Source organism: Amycolatopsis sp. Hca4 (assembly GCF_013364075.1).
Lineage (GTDB): Bacteria > Actinomycetota > Actinomycetes > Mycobacteriales > Pseudonocardiaceae > Amycolatopsis.
On record NZ_CP054925.1, the window covers coordinates 5383468 to 5404336 of the forward strand.

20 protein-coding genes are annotated in these 20869 nt (G+C 72.1%); 4 read left to right on the forward strand and 16 right to left on the reverse strand.

Annotated elements, in window-relative coordinates:
• Positions 1–2 precede the first annotated feature (2 nt).
• Genes xylB through glmS form a run of 4 tightly spaced genes read right to left on the reverse strand, consistent with a single transcriptional unit; the run spans position 3 to position 5632 of the window.
• Positions 3–1433, reverse strand: coding sequence for a xylulokinase (gene xylB / locus HUT10_RS23660; protein WP_176173237.1), 1431 nt, complete (start codon positions 1431–1433; stop codon positions 3–5).
• Positions 1423–2256, reverse strand: a complete 834-nt coding sequence (locus HUT10_RS23665; protein WP_176173238.1) for a DeoR/GlpR family DNA-binding transcription regulator — start codon at positions 2254–2256, stop codon at positions 1423–1425. The genes xylB and HUT10_RS23665 overlap by 11 nt, the downstream gene beginning before the upstream one ends.
• A gap of 56 nt (positions 2257–2312) precedes the next feature.
• On the reverse strand, positions 2313–3752 hold the full coding sequence (locus tag HUT10_RS23670; protein WP_176173239.1) for an NAD(P)H-hydrate dehydratase: 1440 nt from the start codon (positions 3750–3752) through the stop codon (positions 2313–2315).
• A 17-nt stretch (positions 3753–3769) separates the two neighbouring features.
• Complete coding sequence (gene glmS, locus HUT10_RS23675) at positions 3770–5632, reverse strand: glutamine--fructose-6-phosphate transaminase (isomerizing) (protein WP_176173240.1); 1863 nt, start codon at positions 5630–5632, stop codon at positions 3770–3772.
• A 297-nt stretch (positions 5633–5929) separates the two neighbouring features.
• Here glmS and HUT10_RS23680 point away from each other — a divergent pair, with 297 nt between their 5' ends.
• The gene (locus HUT10_RS23680) at positions 5930–6754 is read left to right on the forward strand and encodes a dienelactone hydrolase family protein (protein WP_176173241.1); all 825 of its coding nucleotides are present in this window, start codon (positions 5930–5932) and stop codon (positions 6752–6754) included.
• 22 nt (positions 6755–6776) lie between these two features.
• On the opposite strand, the gene HUT10_RS23685 is transcribed toward HUT10_RS23680, so the two are convergent.
• From HUT10_RS23685 to HUT10_RS23705, 5 genes are all read right to left on the reverse strand, one after another.
• Complete coding sequence (locus tag HUT10_RS23685) at positions 6777–7238, reverse strand: hypothetical protein (protein WP_176173242.1); 462 nt, start codon at positions 7236–7238, stop codon at positions 6777–6779.
• Positions 7239–7257: 19 nt separating this feature from the next.
• Positions 7258–9777 (reverse strand): WXG100 family type VII secretion target, encoded by a 2520-nt coding sequence (locus HUT10_RS23690; protein WP_176173243.1) that lies wholly within the window; start codon positions 9775–9777, stop codon positions 7258–7260.
• Positions 9777–10091, reverse strand: coding sequence for a hypothetical protein (locus HUT10_RS23695; RefSeq protein ID WP_254897002.1), 315 nt, complete (start codon positions 10089–10091; stop codon positions 9777–9779). Before HUT10_RS23695 ends, HUT10_RS23690 begins: the two co-directional genes overlap by 1 nt.
• A gap of 152 nt (positions 10092–10243) precedes the next feature.
• A complete protein-coding gene (locus HUT10_RS23700; protein ID WP_176173244.1) occupies positions 10244–10504 on the reverse strand; it encodes an acyl carrier protein in 261 nt (86 codons plus the stop codon).
• Positions 10497–12026, reverse strand: a complete 1530-nt coding sequence (locus HUT10_RS23705; protein ID WP_176173245.1) for a fatty acyl-AMP ligase — start codon at positions 12024–12026, stop codon at positions 10497–10499. Before HUT10_RS23705 ends, HUT10_RS23700 begins: the two co-directional genes overlap by 8 nt.
• Before the next feature lie 30 nt (positions 12027–12056).
• Between HUT10_RS23705 and HUT10_RS23710 the strand changes: the two genes are divergently transcribed.
• Positions 12057–12941: a cytochrome P450 gene (locus HUT10_RS23710; protein WP_176173246.1), complete on the forward strand. Its 885-nt coding sequence runs from the start codon at positions 12057–12059 to the stop codon at positions 12939–12941.
• Here HUT10_RS23710 and glmM read toward each other — a convergent pair.
• The 3 genes from glmM to rplM all read right to left on the reverse strand — a co-directional run bounded on the left by glmM (position 12927) and on the right by rplM (position 15424).
• Positions 12927–14261 carry a phosphoglucosamine mutase gene (glmM, locus tag HUT10_RS23715; RefSeq protein WP_176173247.1) on the reverse strand — a complete coding sequence of 445 codons (1335 nt, stop codon included), beginning with the start codon at positions 14259–14261 and terminating at the stop codon, positions 12927–12929. The genes HUT10_RS23710 and glmM overlap by 15 nt on opposite strands.
• A gap of 192 nt (positions 14262–14453) precedes the next feature.
• Entirely contained in the window at positions 14454–14915 is a 462-nt protein-coding gene (gene rpsI / locus HUT10_RS23720) for a 30S ribosomal protein S9 (RefSeq protein WP_176177967.1), read from the reverse strand.
• 56 nt (positions 14916–14971) lie between these two features.
• Positions 14972–15424 carry a 50S ribosomal protein L13 gene (gene rplM, locus HUT10_RS23725; protein ID WP_176173248.1) on the reverse strand — a complete coding sequence of 151 codons (453 nt, stop codon included), beginning with the start codon at positions 15422–15424 and terminating at the stop codon, positions 14972–14974.
• Positions 15425–15685: 261 nt separating this feature from the next.
• On the opposite strand from rplM, the gene HUT10_RS23730 reads away from it, so the two are divergent.
• Together HUT10_RS23730 and HUT10_RS23735 are read left to right on the forward strand one after the other, a co-directional pair.
• Complete coding sequence (locus HUT10_RS23730) at positions 15686–16579, forward strand: hypothetical protein (protein WP_176173249.1); 894 nt, start codon at positions 15686–15688, stop codon at positions 16577–16579.
• A 29-nt stretch (positions 16580–16608) separates the two neighbouring features.
• Positions 16609–17280 (forward strand): DUF4333 domain-containing protein, encoded by a 672-nt coding sequence (locus HUT10_RS23735; protein ID WP_176173250.1) that lies wholly within the window; start codon positions 16609–16611, stop codon positions 17278–17280.
• Between the two features lie 282 nt (positions 17281–17562).
• Here the strand turns inward: HUT10_RS23735 and HUT10_RS23740 are convergent, their stop codons facing one another.
• The 4 genes from HUT10_RS23740 to HUT10_RS23755 all read right to left on the reverse strand — a co-directional run bounded on the left by HUT10_RS23740 (position 17563) and on the right by HUT10_RS23755 (position 20834).
• Complete coding sequence (locus HUT10_RS23740) at positions 17563–17856, reverse strand: WXG100 family type VII secretion target (RefSeq protein ID WP_176173251.1); 294 nt, start codon at positions 17854–17856, stop codon at positions 17563–17565.
• Between the two features lie 43 nt (positions 17857–17899).
• On the reverse strand, positions 17900–18223 hold the full coding sequence (locus HUT10_RS23745; RefSeq protein ID WP_176173252.1) for a WXG100 family type VII secretion target: 324 nt from the start codon (positions 18221–18223) through the stop codon (positions 17900–17902).
• A 254-nt stretch (positions 18224–18477) separates the two neighbouring features.
• Positions 18478–18825, reverse strand: a complete 348-nt coding sequence (locus HUT10_RS23750) for a hypothetical protein (protein ID WP_176173253.1) — start codon at positions 18823–18825, stop codon at positions 18478–18480.
• A gap of 14 nt (positions 18826–18839) precedes the next feature.
• Positions 18840–20834 carry a type VII secretion-associated protein gene (locus tag HUT10_RS23755; RefSeq protein ID WP_176173254.1) on the reverse strand — a complete coding sequence of 665 codons (1995 nt, stop codon included), beginning with the start codon at positions 20832–20834 and terminating at the stop codon, positions 18840–18842.
• Positions 20835–20869: the final 35 nt, after the last annotated feature.

A 20869-nucleotide genomic window follows, 5' to 3' on the forward strand; every position in this document is an offset into this window, starting at 1 on the left:
GGTCAGTCCTCTCCGAGATTCCGCCGGACCCCGTACGCCGCTTCGCGGGCTTCGAGGTGGCGCTGCTGGATCCGGTGGCCCTCGGCGCGCTGCGCCTCGGTCGGCTCGTCCAGCTCGAGCCGGAGCTTCTGGTTCTCCTGCCAGGACGGGGGTTCCGCACTGGAAGCGAGGGCCCACGCCGCCTGCCGCGCCGCGCCGAGCGCGACGTACTCGGCGACTTCGGGCAGCTGCACGGGCACCCCGAACACCAGCGGCGCGACCGCGCGGACGGCCCGCGACTGCGCGCCCCCGCCGATCAGCAGCACGCGCTGGACGTCGAGACCGTGCGCGCGCACCGCGTCGAGGCCGGCGGCCAGGCCGCAGAGCATGCCCTCGACGGCGCTGCGGGCCAGGTTCTCCGGGGTCATGTTGTCCCTGGTCAGCCCGGACAGCGAGCCGGTGGCGCCGGGCAGGTTCGGCGTTCGCTCGCCGTCGAGGTAGGGCAGGAAGGTCAGCCCGCCGGCGCCCGGCTCGGCGGTCAGGGCGAGGCGGTCGAACTCGCTGAGCGTCGCGCCGAGCATCGCGGCCGTCGCGGTGAGGACGCGGGCGGCGTTGAGGGTGCAGGCCAGCGGGAGGAAGCGGCCGGTCGCGTCCGCGAACCCGGCGACTTCGCCGCTGACGTCGGCCGCGCCGGTCTCGGCCACGCCGAACACCGTGCCGCTGGTGCCGAGGGAGACGACGGCGTCACCGGGCCGGAGCTCCAGGCCGAGCGCGGCGGCCATGTTGTCGCCGGTGCCTGCCGAGACCAGTACGCCGTCGGGGGTGTGTCCGGCGGCGTCGGCCGGGCCGAGCACGGTGGGCAGCTCCGGCGTCCGGCCGCCGAAGGCGTGGCTGAGGACGTCGAGGCGGTAGGCGTTGTCGGTCGGCGAGAAGTAGCCGGTGCCGGAGGCGTCACCGCGGTCGGTGACCGGGTCGCCGCCGGTGAGCTTCCAGGTCAGCCAGTCGTGCGGCAGCAGCACGCGCGCGACGCGGTCGGCGAGCTTCGGCTCGTGCTCGGCCAGCCAGCGCAGCTTCGTGACGGTGAAGCTGGCGACCGGCACCGAGCCGACGGACTTCGCCCAGGTCGAGGGCCCGCCGAGCTCTTCGATGAGGTCGAGCGCCGCCTGCGCGGAGCGGGTGTCGTTCCAGAGCAGCGCGGGCCGGACGACCTCGCCGTCTTCGTCGAGGGTGACCATGCCGTGCTGCTGGCCGCCGACGCCGATGGCCCGGACGCCGTCGAGGACACCGCCGGTGGCCTCCTGGAAGGCGTCCCACCACGCGGAAGGGGCGACTTCGGTGCCGTCGGGGTGCGGCGCGCGGCCGGTGCGGACGATTTCGCCGGTCTTCGCGTCACACACGACGACCTTGGTCGACTGGGTGGACGAGTCGATGCCGGCGACCAGTTCAGCTGTCATAGGGCTGCCCCTCTGCGACGTGTTCGACGATCTCGATCGCGGTACCGGCGTTCAGCGCGGCCTCGATCTCCTCGGTGGGCGTGGCTTGGCCCGTGATCAGCAGGTCGTAGTCGCCGACGTCGCCGTGGGCGTAGGTGGCGGTGCGGCCGAACTTCGAGTGGTCGACGACGAGGACACTCTGGTTCGCGACCCGCAGCGCGGCCTTCTTGAGCTCGGCGTAGTCGCGGTCGGGGTGGAACAGCCGCCCGACGGCGACGGCGGTGACCGAGACGAACGAGACGTCGGCGCGGATCGAGTCCAGCAGGTTCAGCACCTCGGGACCGGCGCAGGAGTCGTACTCGTGGCTGTAGCGGCCGCCGGCCAGTACGACCTCGACCCGCGGGCCGAGCAGCCGGGCGGCGTGCAGCGAGTTGGTCACGACGGTGAGCGCGTCGATCTCGGCGAGCCGCTTGACCAGCGGGAGCAGCGTGGTGGAGTCGTCGACGAAGACGGTCTGGCCGGGCTGCACGTGGTTCGCGGCGGCCTGGCCGAGCGCTTCCTTCTCGCCGTGGTGGAGCGTGTCGCGGAAGCGGGCCGCGCTCTCGATGGTGAGCGCCGGGTAGGCCTCGACCTTGCCGCGCAGCTTGCGCAGGAGCCGGCGCTCGGCCAGGTCGTCGAGGTCGCGGTGCATGGTCATCAGGCTGACCTTGAAGCGGCCGGTCAGGTCGTCGATCCGGGCCTCGCCGTGCTCGATGACGTGGTCGAGGATGTCCTGCCGGCGCCGCTCGACGACGGCATCGGACGGCCGGGTCTTCCGGTCTCCGGGTACTGTGCCGCCGCTCACACGGCATTCTTACCAGATTTATCGCGCGAAGTTAACAGAGAACTCGATAAGTCTTCTCAGGACGTTAGCGAGCGGATGGCGCGGATGGCCTCCGGGATCGCGTGGACCAGGCCGGATGCCGAGGTGGGGGCGTTCTGGGCGGCGATCGCCCCGGCCAGCGAGTGCACGTTCGCCGCGGCCGCCGCGGCGAGCCAGGGGTCCAGGGCCGCCGCCAGGAGGGCACCGACCAGGCCGGACAGGACGTCACCCGAGCCGGCGGTGGCCAGCCAGGCGCCGCGCGGGGTGTTCACCGCGACCCGGCCGTCCGGGGCCGCGATCACAGTGCAGTGCCCCTTCAGCAGCACCACGGCGTCGTACTTCTTCGCCGCTTCGCGTGCCGCGGTCACGCGGTCCGGGCCCGGCTTGCGGCCCATCAGGCGCTCGTACTCGCCCGCGTGCGGGGTCAGGACCAGCGGCGTGTCCGGGTCACGGGCGTCGAGGACGTCCGGGGACTTGGCGATGATCGTCGTCGCGTCGGCGTCCGCGCAGACCGGGACGCCCTGGCCGAGCACGTACCGCAGCACGTCCCGCCCTTCGGAGCCGGTGCCGATGCCCGGGCCGACCACCCACGCCTGGACGCGCCCGGCGTCCGCGACCGTGCCGGTCGCGATGATCTCCGGCCACTGGCCGCGGACGACGTCGGCCGCGTGGCCCGCGTACCGCACCAGGCCCGAGGTCGCCCGGACCGCCGAGCCGGACGCGAGCACCGCCGCGCCCGGGTACGTCGCCGAGCCGGCCGCGATGCCCACGACGCCCTGGCTGTACTTGTCGTCCTCCGGGCCCGGCACCGGCCAGGCGGCGGCGACGTCGACGATGTCGAGGCGCTGGAGGTCGGGGTCGGCCAGCTCGAGGCCGATGTCGACGAGGACGACCTCGCCGCAGTGGGCGGGCGCGAGCGCGTGGACCGGCTTGAGCGCGCCGAACGTGACCGTTTTGGCCGCCTTCACCGCCGGGCCGTCGACCGCGCCGGTGTCCGGGTCCACGCCGCTGGGCAGGTCGACCGCCACGATCGGCGCCTCGACCAGCTCGACGAGCCGGGCCGCGTCGGGCCTCAGTGCGCCCTTGCCCGAGATCCCGACGATGCCGTCCACCACGACGTCGGCCTTGGCGATCCACTGTGGACCGTCCGCGGCGGGCACCGCGCGGCCGCCCGCGCGCTTCAGGGCTTTCAGGCCTGCGGGGTGGGCCTTTTCGGGCTTGAGGAGCACAGCCGTCACAGCCACCCCACGTCGGCGCAGGAAGGCCCCGGCCCACAGGGCGTCGCCGCCGTTGTCGCCCGAGCCCACGAGCAGCACGACCCGGCGGCCGGAAACGCCGCCGGTGTGGTCCGCCAGGAGGTCCGCGATCTGCACCGAGAGCCCGAAGGATGCCCGGCGCATCAGTTCGCCTTCCGGCGTGACGGCGAACGCCCGCCCCTCCGCCTCGCGAATCCGTTCCGTGGTCCAGATTCCCTGCACGGCGGGGCCTCCCGCGATTACTCGACTGTGACGGACTTCGCCAGGTTACGCGGCTTGTCGACGTCGTACCCGCGGGCGCGGGCGATCTCCGCGGCCAGCACCTGCAGCGGCACGGTGGACACCAGCGGCTGCAGCAGCGTCGGCACCGCGGGGACCTCGATGAGCTCGTCGGCGAACGGCCGGACCGTCTCGTCACCCTCTTCGGCGATCACGATCGTGCGGGCGCCGCGGGCCTGGATCTCGCTGATGTTCGACACGAGCTTCGAGTGCAGCACCGCGCGGCCCTTGGGCGACGGCATCACGACGACGACCGGCAGGCCCTCTTCGATCAGCGCGATCGGGCCGTGCTTGAGCTCGCCGGCCGCGAAGCCCTCGGCGTGCATGTATGCGAGTTCCTTGAGCTTCAGCGCGCCTTCGAGGGCGACCGGGAAGCCGACGTGGCGGCCGAGGAACAGGATCGCCTTGGAGTCGGCGATCCGGCGGCCGAGGTCGCGCACCTGCTCCACAGTGGACAGTACCTTCTGGACGGCCGCGGGCATGGCCTCCAGCTCGGCGAACTCGCGGGCGACCTCGTCCGGGTACTTCGTGCCGCGGGCCTGCGCCAGCGCCAGGCCGACCAGGTAGTTGGCCGCGATCTGGGCGAGGAACGCCTTGGTCGAGGCAACGCCGATCTCGGGCCCGGCGTGGGTGTAGAGGACGGCGTCGGACTCGCGCGGGATCTGCGCGCCGTTGGTGTTGCAGACGGCGAGGACGCGGGCCTTCTGCTCGCGCGCGTGCCGGACGGCTTCGAGCGTGTCCGCCGTCTCGCCGGACTGGCTCACCGCGACGACCAGCGTGTCGCGGTCGAGGACCGGGTCCCGGTAGCGGAACTCGGACGCCAGCTCGACCTCGACCGGCAGCCGCGTCCAGTGCTCGATGGCGTACTTGGCGACCAGGCCGGAGTGGTAGGCCGAGCCGCAGGCGACGACGAAGACCTTGTCGACGTCGCGGAGGTCCTGGTCGGAGATGCGCTGCTCGTCGAGGATGATCCGGCCGGACTCGAAGTGGCCGCGCAGCGTGTTGGCCAGCGCCTCGGGCTGCTCCTCGATCTCCTTGAGCATGAAGTACTCGTGGCCGCCCTTCTCGGCGGCGGAGAGGTCCCAGTCCACGGTGAACGGCTTGGCCTGGGCGGCGTCGCCGTGGAAGTCCAGGACCTCGTAGCCCTCGCGGGTGATGACGACGAGCTGGTCCTGGCCCAGTTCGACGGCCTCGCGGGTGTGCTCGATGAAGGCGGCGACATCGGAGGCGACGAAGTGCTCCCCGTCGCCGACCCCGACGACCAGCGGCGACGACCGGCGCGCGGCCACGATGGTGTCCGGGTGGTCGGCGTGCGTCACGACCAGGGTGAAGGCGCCTTCGAGCCGACGGCAGACGGCGGCGACGCTGGCGGTGAGGTCGCCCTTGGTGTCACCCTCGGTGTACGCGCGGGCCACCAGGTGGGCGGCGGTCTCGGTGTCGGTGTCGCTGGCCATCTCGACACCATCGGCTTCGAGCTCGGCCCGGAGGGCGGCGAAGTTCTCGATGATGCCGTTGTGCACGACGGCGACGCGCTGCGAGGCATCCCGGTGCGGGTGCGAGTTGCGGTCGACGGGCGCGCCGTGGGTGGCCCAGCGGGTGTGCCCCATGCCGGCGGTGCCGCCGAAGTGCTCGCGGCCGACCTCGTCGAGCCGGGTTTCCAGGTTGGCCAGCCGGCCCGCCTTGCGCTCGACGGTCAGCGCACCGGCACCGTCGAGGACCGCGACACCGGCGGAGTCGTAGCCGCGGTACTCCATGCGCCGGAGCCCACCGAGGACGACGTCCAGAGCCGGGCGGTGCCCGACATATCCCACGATTCCACACACGCACACCAGCCTAACGAGGGACATTCAGCGGGTTGACGGGGTGGGCTCACGGCCTCCGACCTGCGGGAACGCGCCGGGGGTGGTTCGAACCAATGCGGTCCCCGGACGGACGACTCGCGTACGCAGAGCGTCGGCCTGCGTACCTGGCGGGTCGGCCGGCTCGGGCGGCCGAAACTGTCGGTGCCCGCCGGTAAAGTGGAAAACGGGGGGGCGCCCCCGCGGGTGGCTGGTGGCCGCGTTCGGCGCGCCGGGGCGGCGGGCGAGCCGCGGGCGGGCTCGCACAGTAGGGTTCCCGCCATGGCCAGCAAGCCCAAGCAGCTGCTCGCGGAGTTGACGCACCCGGGTCCGCACGAGGTCCTGCGGGGCGATCTCGCCCTGGTCGGGCTGCCCGGCGTGGTCTTCACGCCGCGCGCCGGGCTCGGGTTGCCCGCCGTGGCCTTCGGGCACGGGTGGCTGCAGCCGCCCGATCGGTACCGGGGGCTCCTGAAGCACCTCGCCAGCTGGGGCATCGTCGCCGCCGCGCCGGCCACGCAGAAGGGCCCCCTGCCCTCGCACCGGCTGCTCGCCGCCGATCTGCTGACCACCCTCGACGTCGTCACCACCGTGCGGCTCGGGCCGGACGGCATCAGCGTCGACCCCGCCAAGCTCGGCCTCGCCGGCCACTCGAGCGGCGGCGGGGCCGCCGTGCTCGCCGCGGCTCAGGACGCGCAGTCCGACCACCCGCGGATCAAGGCCGTCGCCACCATCACCGCCGCCCAGACGCTGCCGCCGGCCACCGAGTCGGCGAAGGCGGTCACCGTCCCCGGTCTGCACCTCGCCGCCGAAGGGGACCTCGTCGCCCCCGCCGTCGCGCACGCCGAGGCGATCGCCGGGGCCTGGGGTGGCGACGACGTCCAGCTGCGGTTCCTCGGCAAGGCGTCCCACCTGGGCGTCACCGAGGGCAGGCACTGGTCGCAGCTGATCATGCACGGCAAGCCGCACCGCAAGACCCAGCAGCTCACGCGGGCGCTCTTCACCGCGTTCTTCCTGACCCACCTCACCGGCACCGACAAGTACCGGCCCCTGCTCGAGGCGGACGTCAAGCGCGCCCCCATCGAGCGCGAGGAAGAACCCGCCCACTGACGCGGGCGGGTTCTTCGAAGGCTCAGACCAGCCAGCTGGTGCTGGAGAAGTCGTCCTCGTCGTCGGGCTGACGCGCGTGGCGTCCCCGCCGCGGCGGCTCGGGCGCGGCCGGTGGTTCCGGTGCCGGCTCCGGACGCGGCGGGACCGCCGCCGCCGGAGTCCCGTAGCTCGGCGTCGGGTAGTTCGTGTAGCCGGTGTCCGCCTCTTCGTCGTGGACGCCGAACTCCATCAGCGACTCGCGGGACTTGTCGGCCAGCGTCTTCTCGGTGGCCCAGCCGCCCGCGCTCTGCTTGCGCTTGTTGAGCTCGTCCATGTGCTCGGCGTACTTCTGCGCGGCGGCCAGCTCCTGCCGCATGCCCTCGCTGGCCTGCTGCTTGGCTTCGGCGAGCCGGCGTTCGCGCAGCCCCCGCTGCTCGTCCTGCTCCCGCGCCGCCGCCTCCATCGTGGAAATCGCCGCCCGGTACCGGTCTTCGGCGCTGGTCATCGGCCCTCCTCGGCCCTCGTCACCGGTCGTACCGGATGGAACGGTCACCCTCGTCGTCGAGCGAGCCGCTGATCCGGCCCTTCGCGCCGCTGGTTTCGAACACGCCGCCTTCGACGCGGTACTGGCTGGGCCCGCGCTGCTGGTCGCCGCCGCCACTGGGCGCGCCGCCCATGCCGCCCATCATCCCCATGCCGCCCATCCCGGACATCCCGCTCATGCCCGACGAGCTCGCCGCGGCCTGGTGCACACCGGGGTCGACCGGGGTCGCGCCGAGCCCACCGCCGCCGTCGGACATCGGCAGCGAGGCGTCGCTGCCCGTCTGGACACCCGGGTCGAGCGAGACCGCACCGGCGAAGTCCGGCGACCCGCTCCCGGTGACGGCCGAGCCGAAGTTGCTCGCGCCCGCCGTCGTGGTCGCGTCCGCCGAGGCACCGGCGTCGGCCGTCGCCACCGCGGGCTCGGCCGCGACGCTGCCCCCGCCGCCGAGGTCGCCCTCGAAGCCACCGGGCGCGGTGAACCCTCCGACGCCCGAGGCCCCTTCGCTGCGCGTGAAGCCGGGGTCGGGGTTGGGCGGCGCGGGGTCCTTCGTCAGCGGGGACTCGGCGTTCGCGTCGTGCCGGATCTCGGCGCCGTCGGCCACCGGCTTGACGTCGGCCTTGAGGCCGTCCGCCTTGAGGTCGCCCGCCTTGGGGTCGTCCTTCTCGTCCAGCGTGTAGGTGGTCGGCTCGCCCTTGCCGTCGTCGACCGTGACGATCGTCGGGCCGTCCGGGCCCTCCGGCCGCTCCGCGGTGATCTTGAGGTTGCCGTCCTGGATGTGGATCTTGCCGTCCGGGCCCGGCTTGTACGAGCCGTCGGCCGACGGCTGGCCGTCCTTGACCGCGGGCTGGCTGCCCTGGGGGCCGAAGGACGCCTTGTCGCCGTCCTTGCCGGCGCCGTCCTTGCCCGCCTCGGCCTTGTCGTCGTCACCCCAGTCGAGGTGGTAGTCCTTCTTGTGGCCGTGGCCGTCGTCCACGGAGATGTCCTGCTTGCCCTCCTTGTCGGGCTCGGACATCGTGATCGTGTTGTCGCCCTTCTTGACCGACACCGTATCCGTGTCGTCCAAGTCCTTGATGGCTTCGCCGGTCTTCGGGTCGATCGGGTACGGCTCGCCGGTCGACGGGTCGACCTCCAGGGGCTTGCCGGTGATCGGGTTCTTGCCCTCTTCGGGCTTCGGGGGCTCCTCGGCCTTCGGGGGCTCGACCGCCGACGGCGTCGTGGCGCCGCTGCCGGTGCTGCCCGAACTCCCGGTGCTGCCGGTGCTGCCGGTGCTGCCGGTGCCGGTGCTGCCGGTGTTCCCCGTGTTCCCGGTATTGCCGGTGTTCCCCGTGTTGCCGGTGTTCCCGGTATTGCCCGTGTTGCCGCTGTTCTTGGCCTCGGTCAGCTGGTTGCGGTAACCGTCCATGTACCGCGCCAGCGCGCCGAACTGCTGGTCGATGGTTTCCTTGGCGGCCTTGCAGGACCCGTCGAACGCCGTGATCAGGCTCTTGTACTCGGTCGAGAAAGCCCCGTCACGCCAGTAGCGGCAGACGTTCCGGCCGTATTCCTTGTTTTCGTCGTTGAAGCCGCAGTCGTCGTTCTGCAGGCGCTCGGCGAGGTTCGACGGGTTGCCGTTCTTCGCGTTGACGGCGTCGATCCAGCCGGCGACCTTCATGAAGTCGTCGAACTCCTCGGTGTCGCCGTTGGCGATCTTGAGGACGTCCTTGGCCATCGGGATGTCGGCCTCGGCGATCACCGGGCGGTGCAGCTGCAGGACCTCGTCGACCTTCTTCTTGACCGCGGTGTAGACCTGCGAGACGGTCTCGGGGATCAGCTTCGCCGCCCCTTCGATCTGCTGCGACAGCTCCTTGGCGTGCGGCTTGACCGTCTCGTCGTACTTGATCTCCGCGGCGGTGGCGCCCTTGCCCTTCCACTCGCCGAAGAGGGTCTGCAGCTCGGTGTCGCTCTTGGTGAGGGTGTCCTCGACGACCTTGTGCGCCTTGCTCAGGTCGTCGGCGTCGCCGAGGAACTTCTGGTACTGGATCCCGCGGTTCTCGTGGAACTTGTCCTTGAGGTCGGTCTGCGAGTTCTTCTTCTCGCTCTCGCCGCCCTTGATCTGGTTCCAGACCTCGTCGGTCCACTTCGCGAGCATGTCGACCGCGACGTTGCCCTGGTCGAGCTGTTCGTCGGAACTCTTCGCGCCGGCCCCCAGCGTCGGCGCGGCGATGCCGTCGAGGTTCTTCTTCGCCTGGTCGCGCTCGGCGGTCTGGCGCTGGTGTTCCTGGTTCTTGGCCGCCGACTCCTGCTTCGCCTCGGAGACGATTTCGTCGGTGTCGTTCGAGTCGAAGACGTCGTAACCGCCGCCGCCGTCGGAATAGTTTTCGATGTACTTCTTCGCGTACTCTTCTTCTTCGTCGTTGAAGTTGAAGGTGTTGCGGTCGTACTCCTCCATGAGCTTCGTCTTCGTGTCCATGGACACGTTCGGATCATCGAGGACCTTCTTGATCTCAGCCCATTCGGCCATCAGCGGTTACCCCCGGCCTGGTTCGCCGACGCGCCGGCGTTCGCTTCCTGCGCGGTGTACTTGGCACCGGCCGTCCCGATCCCGCTGCCCAGGTTCAGCAGGGCGTTCGACAGCCCGGTCATGCCCGCGCCGATCTCGTCCATCCCGGCCTTGTACTTGCCGAAGCTCTCCTGGTGCACGCGACCGAAGTCCGCGGCGACGATTTCGGTCGGCGCGACCTTCTTCGCTTCGCTCGCCGGGTCGTCGGCGACGTCCGCCAGGCGGATCTGCGCCCGTGTCATCGCCTCCGAACTCGCTTCGTAGCCGTCCGGCATGGTCGCTGCCCCCTTCGATCCCACAGGTCCCCAGTGTTTCCGGGACTGTGACGCGCCCGGACACCATTCGGTGCCGTCGCAGATGCACACAGAAGTCTAGCGTCCGCCCGGGCGGCTCACCTGGGCTTCCGCGAACTGCACCCGCCCGGGAGTCAGCCGCCCGCGTGCTGCGCCGCGACCGCCTCGGAGATCACCTCGGCGACGCCGCGGACGTCCACCAGCCGGTCAAGCTCGTCGATGTCGACCGAGACGCCGTAGGTCACCTCGACCCTCGACAGCAGCTGGATCCGCTGGCGGGACGTCAGGCCGAGGTCGTCGAACGGGGTCGTGTCGGTGAGCCGCTCGGGCGGGATCTGCAGCGTGAAGCAGATGATCCGGCGGATCTCGTCGACGTAGGTGCCCGGGTCAGCCATGCCGGTCATTCTCGCCCCACCAGCGTTCGCGGGCGGCGGTGCGGGACACCTTGCCGCTGGAGGTGCGCGGCACCTCGCCCGGCCGCACCAGCCACAGCGCCCGCAGCGGCAGGTCGTGGGCCGCGGAGACGGCCCGCCGCACGGCCGTCTCGACCGACTCGTCCGGGGTGAGGCACCCGGCCACCACCGCGACGCCTTCGCCGTGGCCGTCCCTCACGGCGAACGCGGCCACGCGCCGGATGCCCGGGTGCGCGGCCTCGACGGTGGCTTCGATGTCCTGCGGGTGGTGGTTGCGGCCGTCGACGATGATCAGGTCCTTGAGCCGTCCGGTGACGTAGAGCTCGCCGTCGTGGACGAAGCCGAGGTCGCCGGTGCGCAGCCAGCCGTCCGGGGCGAGCACGTCGTCCCGGCCCCAGTAACCGTCGGCGACGTTGGGCCCGGACACCTGGATCTCTTTGTCGACAATGCGGAGGCGCTGGCCGTACGGCCGCCCGACAGACACCCGCGGCTCGCCGTCGAACTCGGTGATCGTCGGCCCTTCGTCGCCCGCGCTCGTCACGAACACCGTGGCCTCGGCCAGGCCGTAGCACGGCTTCTGGGCCGCGCGCGGCAGCCCGAAGGGGGCGAAGGCCCGCTCGAACGCCTCGACGGTGGCCGCGCGGACCGGCTCGCTGCCGTTGAGGACCGCGTTCACTCGCGAGAGGTCGACGGCTTCGAGCTCCCCCGCCGCTTCGGCCGCCAGGTCGAAGGCGAAGTTCGGCGCGGCGGTGACGACCCCGGGGAGTTCGGCCAGCAGGCGGATCCAGCGCAGCGGGTCGCGCACGAACTCCATCGGCGTGAAGAAGACCGACCGCGAGCCGAGGAAGACGGGCGTGCCGATGAGCAGGACCAGGCCCATGTCGTGGAAGAACGGCACCCAGCCGGCCAGCGGCGTGCCGGCGTCGGCGTGGTAGCAGCGCGTGGTCTGCCAGCAGGCGGCCACCAGCGCGCGGTGCGAGATCACCGCGCCGGCGGGGCGGCGCGTCGAGCCGGACGTGTACTGCAGGTACGCCGGGTCGGTCATCGCCACCTTCGCGGGCGGCTCGGCGGCGTCGGGCTCGATCTCCTCGACCGCGAGGGCGGCGACCGGCGGGACCTTGTCCAGGAAGGCCTTCGAAGTCAGGCAGGCCGCCGGGGTGGCGTCGGCGAAGGCCGCGTCGATCCGGGCGCGGCCGGTGCGGCCGGACGGGACCGGCAGCGGCACCGCGACGCGCCCGGCGTAGAGCGTCCCGAGGAAGGCGGTGACGTACCCGAGGTCCTGCCGGGCGACGATCGCCACCCGGTCGCCCGGACGGGTGACACGCCGCAGCTCGCGGGCGACCCCGCGGACCCGGCCCAGCAGCTGCGGCCAGGTCAGCGTGTGGTCGGTGGGTCCGGGGAAGGTGCGGCAGGTGAACGCGGGCCGGTCGACGGCGGCGTTGCGGAGCAGGTGGTCCGTGAACGGCGTGGCCAGGACGTCTTCCGGGACGGCTGCGGGCGGCACGGCCCCATCCTGCCCTACCGTGTCGAAGCGATGGACGAGTTCGAACGGCACGGCATCGGGGTGGTCACCGGCCGCGACGCGTGCGCCCGTGCCCTGCGGTCGGCGGAGCTGACGTCGGATCCGGGTGGCGGCTCGCCCAGCGTGCTGCTGCGGGACGGCGAAGACCACACCCGCCTGCGCGCGGTGCTGCGGGAGATCATCGCCGGCCTGGAGCCGGTCCCGGCCGACCTGCGGACGTCGATCGAGACGACGGTGACCGGGCTGGGAACGTCGTTCGACCTGGTGCGCGGCTTCGCGCGGCCGGTGGCGGGGGCGGTGACGTCGGCGCTGCTGGGCGTTCCGCTCGACGACGTCTTCCTGGACCACCTCGAGGCCACGACGGCGAACCTCGACGTCTTCGGCGGCGTCGACCGGGCCGGGCAGGCGTCGGCGTTCCGGCTCGCGGTCCAGCTGAGCCGGACCCCGGCCGGGCCGGGCGGCCTGACAGCGCTGCGGGAGGCGCACGCGGCCGGCCGGCTCGACGAGGACGAGCTGATGTTCACACCGGTGGTGCTAGCCCACGCGGCGTACGAGAACTCCCTGAACTTCCTGGCCGGCGCGGGGCTCCAACTCGCGACTTCGGGGCCGCGGACCGTGCGCGAGCTGGTGACGGCGATCTGCCCGGCCCGGTACGTGCTGCGCTTCGGCCCGGACGGCCCGGTGGCGATCTCCCTCGCCGACGGCCTGCCGTTCGGCCTGGGACGGCACGCTTGCCCCGGCTCGGGGGTGGCGGTGGCCGAGGGTGAGATCGCACTCGCCGCTTTGGCGAAAGTCCTTGCCGTCGGCTGCCGGGTCGGCGAAGTCCGCTGGAAGACCCACCCGGTGTTCCACGGCCCGGAGCGGGCCGTGGTCACCCTCGCGTCAGGAGACGGCTGAAACCACGCCGGCCAGGCGGTCGGCCGCGGCCTGGGCCGTGGACTGGGCCGGGGCCTCGACCATCACGCGGACCAGCTGCTCGGTGCCCGACGGGCGCAGCAACACGCGGCCCTCCTCGCCCAGCTCGGCCTCGACCGCTCCGATCGCGTCGCGGACCTCGGCGGACTGGGCGACCGCCGCCTTGTCCGCTACCGGGACGTTCACCAGGACCTGGGGCAGGCGGTTCATCACGGCCGCCAGGTCGGCGAGGGACTTGCCCGTCTCCGCCATGCGGCTCATCAGGCGCAGCGCCGTCAGCAGGCCGTCGCCGGTCGTGGCGTGGGCCGGCAGCACCACGTGGCCGGACTGCTCGCCGCCGAGCGCGAAGCCGCTCGCGCGCAGCTCCTCCAGCACGTAGCGGTCGCCGACCGCGGTGGTCACCACGGTGATGTCGTGGGCCTTCATGGCCAGGTGCAGGCCGAGGTTGCTCATCACCGTCGCGACCAGCGTGTCCTTGGTCAGCTCGCCGGTCTCGGCCAGGGCCAGCGCCAGGACCGCCATGATCTGGTCGCCGTCCACCAGCTCGCCGGCGGAGTCGACGGCCACGCAGCGGTCGGCGTCGCCGTCGTGGGCGATGCCGAGGTCCGCGCCGTGCTCGACGACGGCCTTGCGCAGCTTCTCCGGGTGGTTCGAGCCGCAGTGCTCGTTGATGTTGACGCCGTCCGGGTCGGCGAACAGCGCGACGACCTCGGCACCCGCCCGGCGGTAGATCTCGGGCGCGGCGGCCGACGACGCCCCGTTCGCGCAGTCGACGACGACCTTCAGCCCGGCAAGTGGGTGCGGCGTCGCGTCGACCAGGTGGGCGGCGTAGCGGTCGAGGGCGTCTTCGACGTCGGTGACGCGGCCCACGCCGGCGCCCGTCGGGCGGACCTTGCCGTCCGCGAGGCCGGCCTCGATCTCGTCCTCGATGCCGTCGGGGAGCTTGTGCCCGCCCGCGGCGAAGAGCTTGATGCCGTTGTCGGGCATCGGGTTGTGCGACGCGGAGATCATCACGCCCAGGTCGGCCTCGAGCGCGCCGACCAGGTAGGCGACGGCCGGCGTCGGCAGCACCCCGACGCGGCGCACGTCGGCGCCGGCGGAGGTGAGGCCCGCCACGACCGCGGCTTCCAGCATCTCGCCGCTGGCGCGCGGGTCACGGCCGACGACCGCGACCGGCCGGTGCGAGCGGTCGTGCGCGGCCAGCACGCGGGCGGCGCTGGCCGCCAGCGCCAGCGCCAGCTCCGGCGTCAGCTCGGCGTTGGCCAGGCCACGGACCCCGTCGGTCCCGAACAGGCGTGCCATCGATCGACCTCCTTGTGGAATGACCACGACAACCTAGCGACCCTGACGGACCGCCTTCCCCCACCCCTTGAGTGTCGCTCCGGCCCGCGGAAACGACACAACGACCGGCAGAACCGCCGGGTCCCGAAAAACGCCGGAGCGCCCATCCGATGGACGGATGGGCGCTCCGGTGGGTTGCGCCTGAGGGCGCGATCAGCGCTTGCTGTACTGCGGGGCCTTGCGGGCCTTCTTGAGGCCGTACTTCTTCCGCTCCGTGGCGCGCGCGTCACGGGTCAGGAAGCCGGCCTTCTTGAGGGCCGGGCGGTCGTCGGCGTCGACCTCGACGAGCGCACGGGCGATCGCCAGGCGCAGCGCGCCGGCCTGACCCGAAACGCCGCCGCCCTTGAGGTTGGCGAAGATGTCGAACGAGTCCGGCTTCTCGACCGTGACCAGCGGCTCGCGGATGAGCTGCTGGTGCACCTTGTTCGGGAAGTACTCCTCGAGGGTGCGGCCGTTGAGCTTGAACTCACCGGTGCCCGGGACGACCCGCACGCGGACGACGGCTTCCTTGCGGCGGCCGACGGTCTGCGCGTTGCCGCCGGCGGCACGCGACGGACGCGGCGCGGCGGGGGTCTCGCTGGTCGCGACGGCGCCGGTCTCGGTCGCCTCGGACACTTCAGCGGCCTCGACGACCTCGGGGGTCTCGGTGCTGGTCACAGACTGTTCCTCACTCACTGCGCGACCTGCGCGATCTTGGTGATCTCGCGCGCCTGCGGCTGCTGCGCGGCGTGCGGGTGCTGCGGGCCGGCGTACACCTTCAGCTTCTTCGCCTGGGCGCGGCCGAGCTTGTTCTTCGGCAGCATGCCCTTGACGACCTTCTCGACAAGGTGCTCGGGCTTGGAGTCCAGCAGCTCGCCGAACGAGCGCTTCCGCAGACCGCCCGGGTAACCGCTGTGCCGGTACGCGAACTTCTGCTCGCGCTTGTTTCCGGTGAGCGCGACCTTCTCGGCGTTGACGATGATGACGAAGTCACCGGTGTCCACGTGCGGGGCGTAGGTCGGCTTGTGCTTGCCGCGCAGCAGCGTGGCGACCTCGGTCGCCAGCCGTCCGAGCACGACATCCTCGGCGTCGATCACGTGCCAGGCACGAGTGACGTCGCCGGGCTTGGGGCTGTACGTGGGCAAGGGTCTACCTCGTCGTCAACATTGCGTGTGGGTTCTGTGCGGGCCTAGCGCTTACGCGCCGCAGCGCACAACGACATATGAAGATACCCCCACCGTCACCGCACCCGCGCATCGGGGGTGGTGGAAGCGCCCATACTAGGCTCCGAGCGGCCCTGGCGCAGCCGGGACTCTACCGGATTTTCCCGCCGAAGCGCCTGCACGCGCCGCCTCGGCGGGCGAGGATGGGGCCATCCGGGCGGCACCAGGCGAGCAGGGGACGGCATGAGCAAACGACCGACGGCGATCTTCGTCCTTGGCGCCCTGCTGGCCCTGGTCAGCGCGTGCGGCCAGGCCAAGGCCGGCACCGCGCTGCCGAAGGGCGACGACGCGGCGGACTACGTCGGCGCCAAGTTCGAGCAGGTGATCGGCAAGCTCGGCGACGCCATCACCGACACGCGCGACGTCACCAACTCGCTGGACGCCTACTTCAAGTTCGACGACAAGTGGATCCACAGCACCGTGACGTCGGCGCGCACCGGCAGCCCGGAGAGCCGCGCGGTGCGGCACCGGTCGCAGAAGAACCCGGACGAGATCATCGACACGTACACGCCGGCCGAGGGCGCGGTCGAGTACACCTACCTCGGCCCGATGTACGTGCAGAAGGGCGTCTCGCCGACGGCGTGGGTGTCGATGCCGAAGCCGGAGGGCGGGCTGGTGCTGCCGTGCGCCTGGGGCGGGGTGCTGACGCCGTGCCGGATGGCCGACTCGACCGTCGAGGCCTACAAGGCCGACAAGCGGGCCGTCCGCGGGGCGAAGAGCCTCGGCGACGGCAAGACCGCGCTGACGGTGAACGTGCCGTTCGGGATCTTCGTCGAGAACAAGGTCGAGATCCTGCCGCCGAGCATCACCGGCCAGGTCGGACCCGAGCTGAAGAAGGCCGCCGTCCCGGCCACGATCACGCTGAACCCGGACGGCAGCCTCGCCTCCTTCGTGATGGAGGCCAAGTTCGCCGGCGACGGCCACCAGCTCGAGCTCAAGTACGAGTTCCGGTTCACCGGCAAGGCGAGCCTGCAGGACATGCCGAAGCTGCCGGACGCGAGCCAGATCACGGTGCTGCCCGACCGGGCGGCGATGGACGCCTTCTACCAGCGTCTCGGCGAAGCCCAGGGCAGCTGAAGCGTGACCACGACCCGAGGTGATCTCCGATGACCCAGCCGCCCGACCCGCAGCAGCCGCAGCAGTGGTGGCAGCCGCCCGCCGCCGGGCCCGCACCGCAGCCCGGCGCGTGGCAGCCCGAGCAGCAGGCGACCGGCCCGCACGCCGGGCAGTGGCAGCAGCAGCACGACCCGGGCACCGGCTCCTACACCGGCGCGTGGCAGCAGCAGGGGCCGCCGTCGGGCTCGTTCTCCGGGCCGTGGCAGCCCGGGCAGCAGAGCGGGCCGTGGCAGCCGCCGTCCCAGCCGACGCCGGCTCCGAGCCACGGGCAGCCGCAGTACGGCGGCGGGTTCCAGCCTTCGCAGTACGGCGGTCTGGGGGCGTTCCCGGCCGAGCCGGCGAAGAAGCCGAAGTCGAAGAAGCCGCTGTTGATCGCGCTGGCCGCGGTGCTCGTGCTGGCTCTCGGCGGCGGCGCGGCGTGGCTGCTGGGGGCGTTCCGCGGGGACGTGCTGGAGCAACAGTCCCTTCAGGACGGTGTGGTGAAGGTCCTGAACGAGAACTACGGCGAGCCGGACGTGAAGAACGCGCAGTGCCCGGCGAACGAGGCCGCGCAGAACGGCACGACGTTCGACTGCACGGTGACCATCGGCGGGCAGCAGAAGAAGGTGACGGTCCGGGTGCTCAACGACCGGCCCGAGTACGAGGTCGGCGCCCCGCACTGAGCCCCGGCAGCGGCTGAGCAGCCCCGGCGTGGATGGCTCGGGGCTCTGCCGGGAAACCACTCCGCTTTCGCCTGCCGCCGAACGAAACCGCCGCGGCGAGCCGCCCGGAAGACCACCCCGCTCGCGCCTGCCGCCGAACGAAACCACCGCGGCGCGGGCGCGCCCTTCCCTCCCCCGGGGCGCGAACCCATCCCGCGAGCGCCGATTCCCCTTGGCCGGAAACAGAAAACGGCGGGCCCCGCACCGGAGTGCGGGCCCGCCGTGGTTTCCGGGGCTACCGGCTCAGAACAGGCCTTCGACGGCGCTGTCCGTCTGCTGGTAACCGTCGGCGATCTCCGGCAGCACGGCCGCGATCTGCGCGAGAACCTGCTTCAGGTCCTCGAACTTCTGGTCCCAGGTGCGCTGGGCAGCGTCGTACTGCTCCTTCGCGGAACCGGTCCAGGTGGTGACCAGCGGCTTGAGGTCGTCCTTCAGCCGGTCGAAGGCGGCCTGCAGCTCGCCACCGGTCTGCGTGCAGTCGTCCGCCGCCGCGCGGATGGTGGCGTAATCAACGACAATTCCGGCGCCATCAGGCATGGTGCGCTCCTTTGTGAGAGAAAGTGTGTGGGTGGAAGGGAAATCAGCCGAGCTTGTCGAAGCCCGCGTTCACGGCGCGCAGGATCTCCTGCTGCTGCTGCTCGGAACGCTCGTACTTCGAACCGGCTTCCTTGAGGAGCTCACCGATGCGCTGCAGGGCCTGCGCCATGCCGCGGGCGTCCTCGTCGAAGCGGTGCATCACGTTCGCGAACGCCTGCTTCGCCTCACCCTGCCAGCCGGCGCGGGTGGCCTCGATGCGGTCGCGCAGCGTCGCGAGGTTGGTGTCCATCTGCGCCCGGACCTCGGTCACCCGAGCCTCGGAATCGGTGAACTGCTGGACTGTCCCTGCAAAACCAGGCCCGCTCATACCGGCCCCCTTCTGAAGTGTGATGGTTGGCCGCAACCAAGCTTGTTCGTTCGTACGGCCCTACGACGCAGACATTGCCATGTCCGGTTCCCCCTTGTCGTGGTTTGCCCCGAAGTAGTTGCTTGCGTTAACGCCCGCCGGGGGAACCGATCGCCGCGCGTATCCCGGCCACGGCCCGAACCGGTGGCGCATCACCCGAAAACGTGTCCCCCACCAGCGGGATTAGCACGCGCACAGCAACCGCTGCCGCGGTTTCACTGATCGCGCTGCATGATTCGCATCTGGGAAAAGTCTTCGTCGTCGTCACCCGTTCGAGGGGCTCGGGCGGCAGGCTGCGAACGCGAAGGAACCGGATCGGGAACCGCGGGAACCGCGAGCCCCCGTGCCCGGCGGAACCGTTCGGCGGCCGCGCGCAGCGTACCGGGGGTCGGATCGCCGGACTTCGCGCCGCGGCCGCTGCGTTTCAGGAGGTCGACGTTTTCGCTGTGGTGCCGCTGGTTGCGCGCCTTCGCGTCCCCGGCGACGCGACGCGCGTACGTCACCGCGTCCTGGCCGATGCGCTTGAAGGACGCCGCGGCGCTCTCGAATTCTTCGGACGGCACCGCGTGCCCTCCTCTCAGTTGAGGATTTCCACCGTGCGCACGGCCTGCGCGCAGGCGGCGGCGACCCGGTCCCGCAGCGGGGCCGTGGCGTACTGGCAGCCGACGTGGACGCGGATCCGGCCCTTCGCCACGACGTACCAGTCGACCTGGAGATCGGGCCGGTCCGGCTTGCTCTCGTGGTACCCGATCACCGTCTTGCCGGCGTAGGACAGGCTCGGGTTGTACGCGCTCCAGCGGTCCGGCCGGCTTTCGGCGAGGCGCCGGAGCTCGTCGACGAGCTTCTGCGGGTCCGCGGTCGCGTCGTAGTCCATCACGTATTCCTGCGCGACCACGAGGTCGTTGCCGTCCCGGGACTCCTGCGGGTGGATCACGACCTGCTTCTCGGCGACCCGGTCGTCGGTCTGGACCCAGTCCTCCGGGGCGACGAACCGGAAGTCGTACTGGGAGAGCGTCCGGCCGCTCTCCGCCTGGCTCCCGGAGTCCTTGAACACGAAGATCCCGGCGACGACGAGCGCGGCCACCACGGCCACCGCGACCCCGACGACACCCCACAGCTTCCGGCGGTTCTTCTTCTCGGGTTCGGGCGCGGGCCGCGGCCCGGTGGCCGGGCCCTGCGGGTTCGGCCGCCCGGGCGGGCCGGACGGCGGCGACCACGGCCGGGCCACCGGCTGGCCGCCCGGCGGTGACGGGGGTGGTGACGCCGTCCGGTTCGGGAAACCACCCGGTGCCGGGCGCTGCGGCGCGGGGCGGGGCGCGACGTCGCCCGGGCGGACGACCTCCGTGCGCTGCGCCGCCGGACCGAGTGCGCCACCCGGGGCCGCACCGAGCCGGGCCATCGCCTCGCCGGGCAGCGCGCCGGTGCGGTCCGGGTCCACCAGGACCGCCCGCAGCGCGCCGCGGGCAACGACCGTCTCGGGCTGGTCGAGGCTCGTCGGCACGACGCCGGTGCGCTCGTGCACCAGCCGCGAGATCATCGGGATCCGGCTCGACCCGCCGACCAGGAAGATCGCCGTGAGCTGCTTCGGCCGGAGGCCGGCGTCACCGATCGCGGCGACCGTCAGCTCGACGGCCCGGCCCAGCGGGGCCGCGATCAGCCGCTCGAGGTCTTCGCGGGTGACGTGCGCGTCCGCGAACGGCGGCGGCATCGGCACGTCGGTGTAGGCGTGCCGCGACAACGTCTCCTTCGCGCCCCGCACGTCCTGGCGCAGCACGCGGCGGCGGCGCCGGTCGGTGAGCTCGCGGCCTTCGACGAGCTGGCGCCACGCGTCGGGGTCCGCGCCCGCGACGAGCGAGCCGACGTGCTCCAGCAACGCCTGGTCGATGTCCGCGCCGCCGAAGCCGGGGTCGCCCCGGGTGGCGAGCACCTGGAAGCCGCCGCGCTGCGGACGGCCGGCCCGGTCCCGCGCGGTGTCCGGCGGCAGCCGCCGCACCACGCTGACGTCGACCGTGCCGCCGCCGAGGTCCAGCACCGCGAGCGCGTCGCCGGGGCGGCCGCTGAACTCGACGGTGCGGTCGTTGGTCACGTCCTGCGGCGCGAACGTCGCCGCGTGGTAGACCGCCGCCGCGACCGGCTCCGGTACCAGCGCGACCTCGCGCGCCAGCCCGCCCGCGGCCTGCCGCAGCAACCGGGTGCGGATCGCGCCCCAGTCCGCCGGGTGGGTCAGCACGAGCAGGTCGACCTCGGCGTCACCGGCCAGCCGGCGGGCTTCGGAGACCGCCCGGCCCAGCACGGCGTGCACGACGTCGGTGACGCGCAGGACGCTGTCGCCGAGCAGCAGCTCGCCTTCGTCGATCCGCCGCTTCGGGTTCGGCTCGTACCGCGACGGGTCGACGGCCGCCTGCCGCTCAGCCTCCTGGCCGACGAACAGCGTGCCGTCCGCCGCGGCGAAGACCGCCGAAGACATCAGCGGCTGGCCGTCGATCACCACGACCTGCGGCTCGCGCCCGTTCACCGAGGCGACGACGCAGGTGCTCGATGTCCCGAAGTCCACCGCAACCCGGACCGTCACCAGCAGCTCCCGCAGTTGTGTTCGTGCTCCCCCGC

Coding starts and splice junctions, on each gene's coding strand:
- HUT10_RS23680 (WP_176173241.1), top strand. CDS start 5,930: ATGGCCAGCAAGCCCAAGCAGCTGCTCGCGGAGTTGACGCACCCGGGT.
- HUT10_RS23735 (WP_176173250.1), top strand. CDS start 16,609: ATGACCCAGCCGCCCGACCCGCAGCAGCCGCAGCAGTGGTGGCAGCCG.
- HUT10_RS23700 (WP_176173244.1), bottom strand. CDS start 10,504: ATGGCTGACCCGGGCACCTACGTCGACGAGATCCGCCGGATCATCTGC.
- HUT10_RS23710 (WP_176173246.1), top strand. CDS start 12,057: ATGGACGAGTTCGAACGGCACGGCATCGGGGTGGTCACCGGCCGCGAC.
- xylB (WP_176173237.1), bottom strand. CDS start 1,433: ATGACAGCTGAACTGGTCGCCGGCATCGACTCGTCCACCCAGTCGACC.
- HUT10_RS23695 (WP_254897002.1), bottom strand. CDS start 10,091: ATGCCGGACGGCTACGAAGCGAGTTCGGAGGCGATGACACGGGCGCAG.
- HUT10_RS23740 (WP_176173251.1), bottom strand. CDS start 17,856: ATGCCTGATGGCGCCGGAATTGTCGTTGATTACGCCACCATCCGCGCG.
- glmM (WP_176173247.1), bottom strand. CDS start 14,261: ATGGCACGCCTGTTCGGGACCGACGGGGTCCGTGGCCTGGCCAACGCC.
- HUT10_RS23730 (WP_176173249.1), top strand. CDS start 15,686: ATGAGCAAACGACCGACGGCGATCTTCGTCCTTGGCGCCCTGCTGGCC.
- HUT10_RS23685 (WP_176173242.1), bottom strand. CDS start 7,238: ATGACCAGCGCCGAAGACCGGTACCGGGCGGCGATTTCCACGATGGAG.
- HUT10_RS23690 (WP_176173243.1), bottom strand. CDS start 9,777: ATGGCCGAATGGGCTGAGATCAAGAAGGTCCTCGATGATCCGAACGTG.
- HUT10_RS23745 (WP_176173252.1), bottom strand. CDS start 18,223: ATGAGCGGGCCTGGTTTTGCAGGGACAGTCCAGCAGTTCACCGATTCC.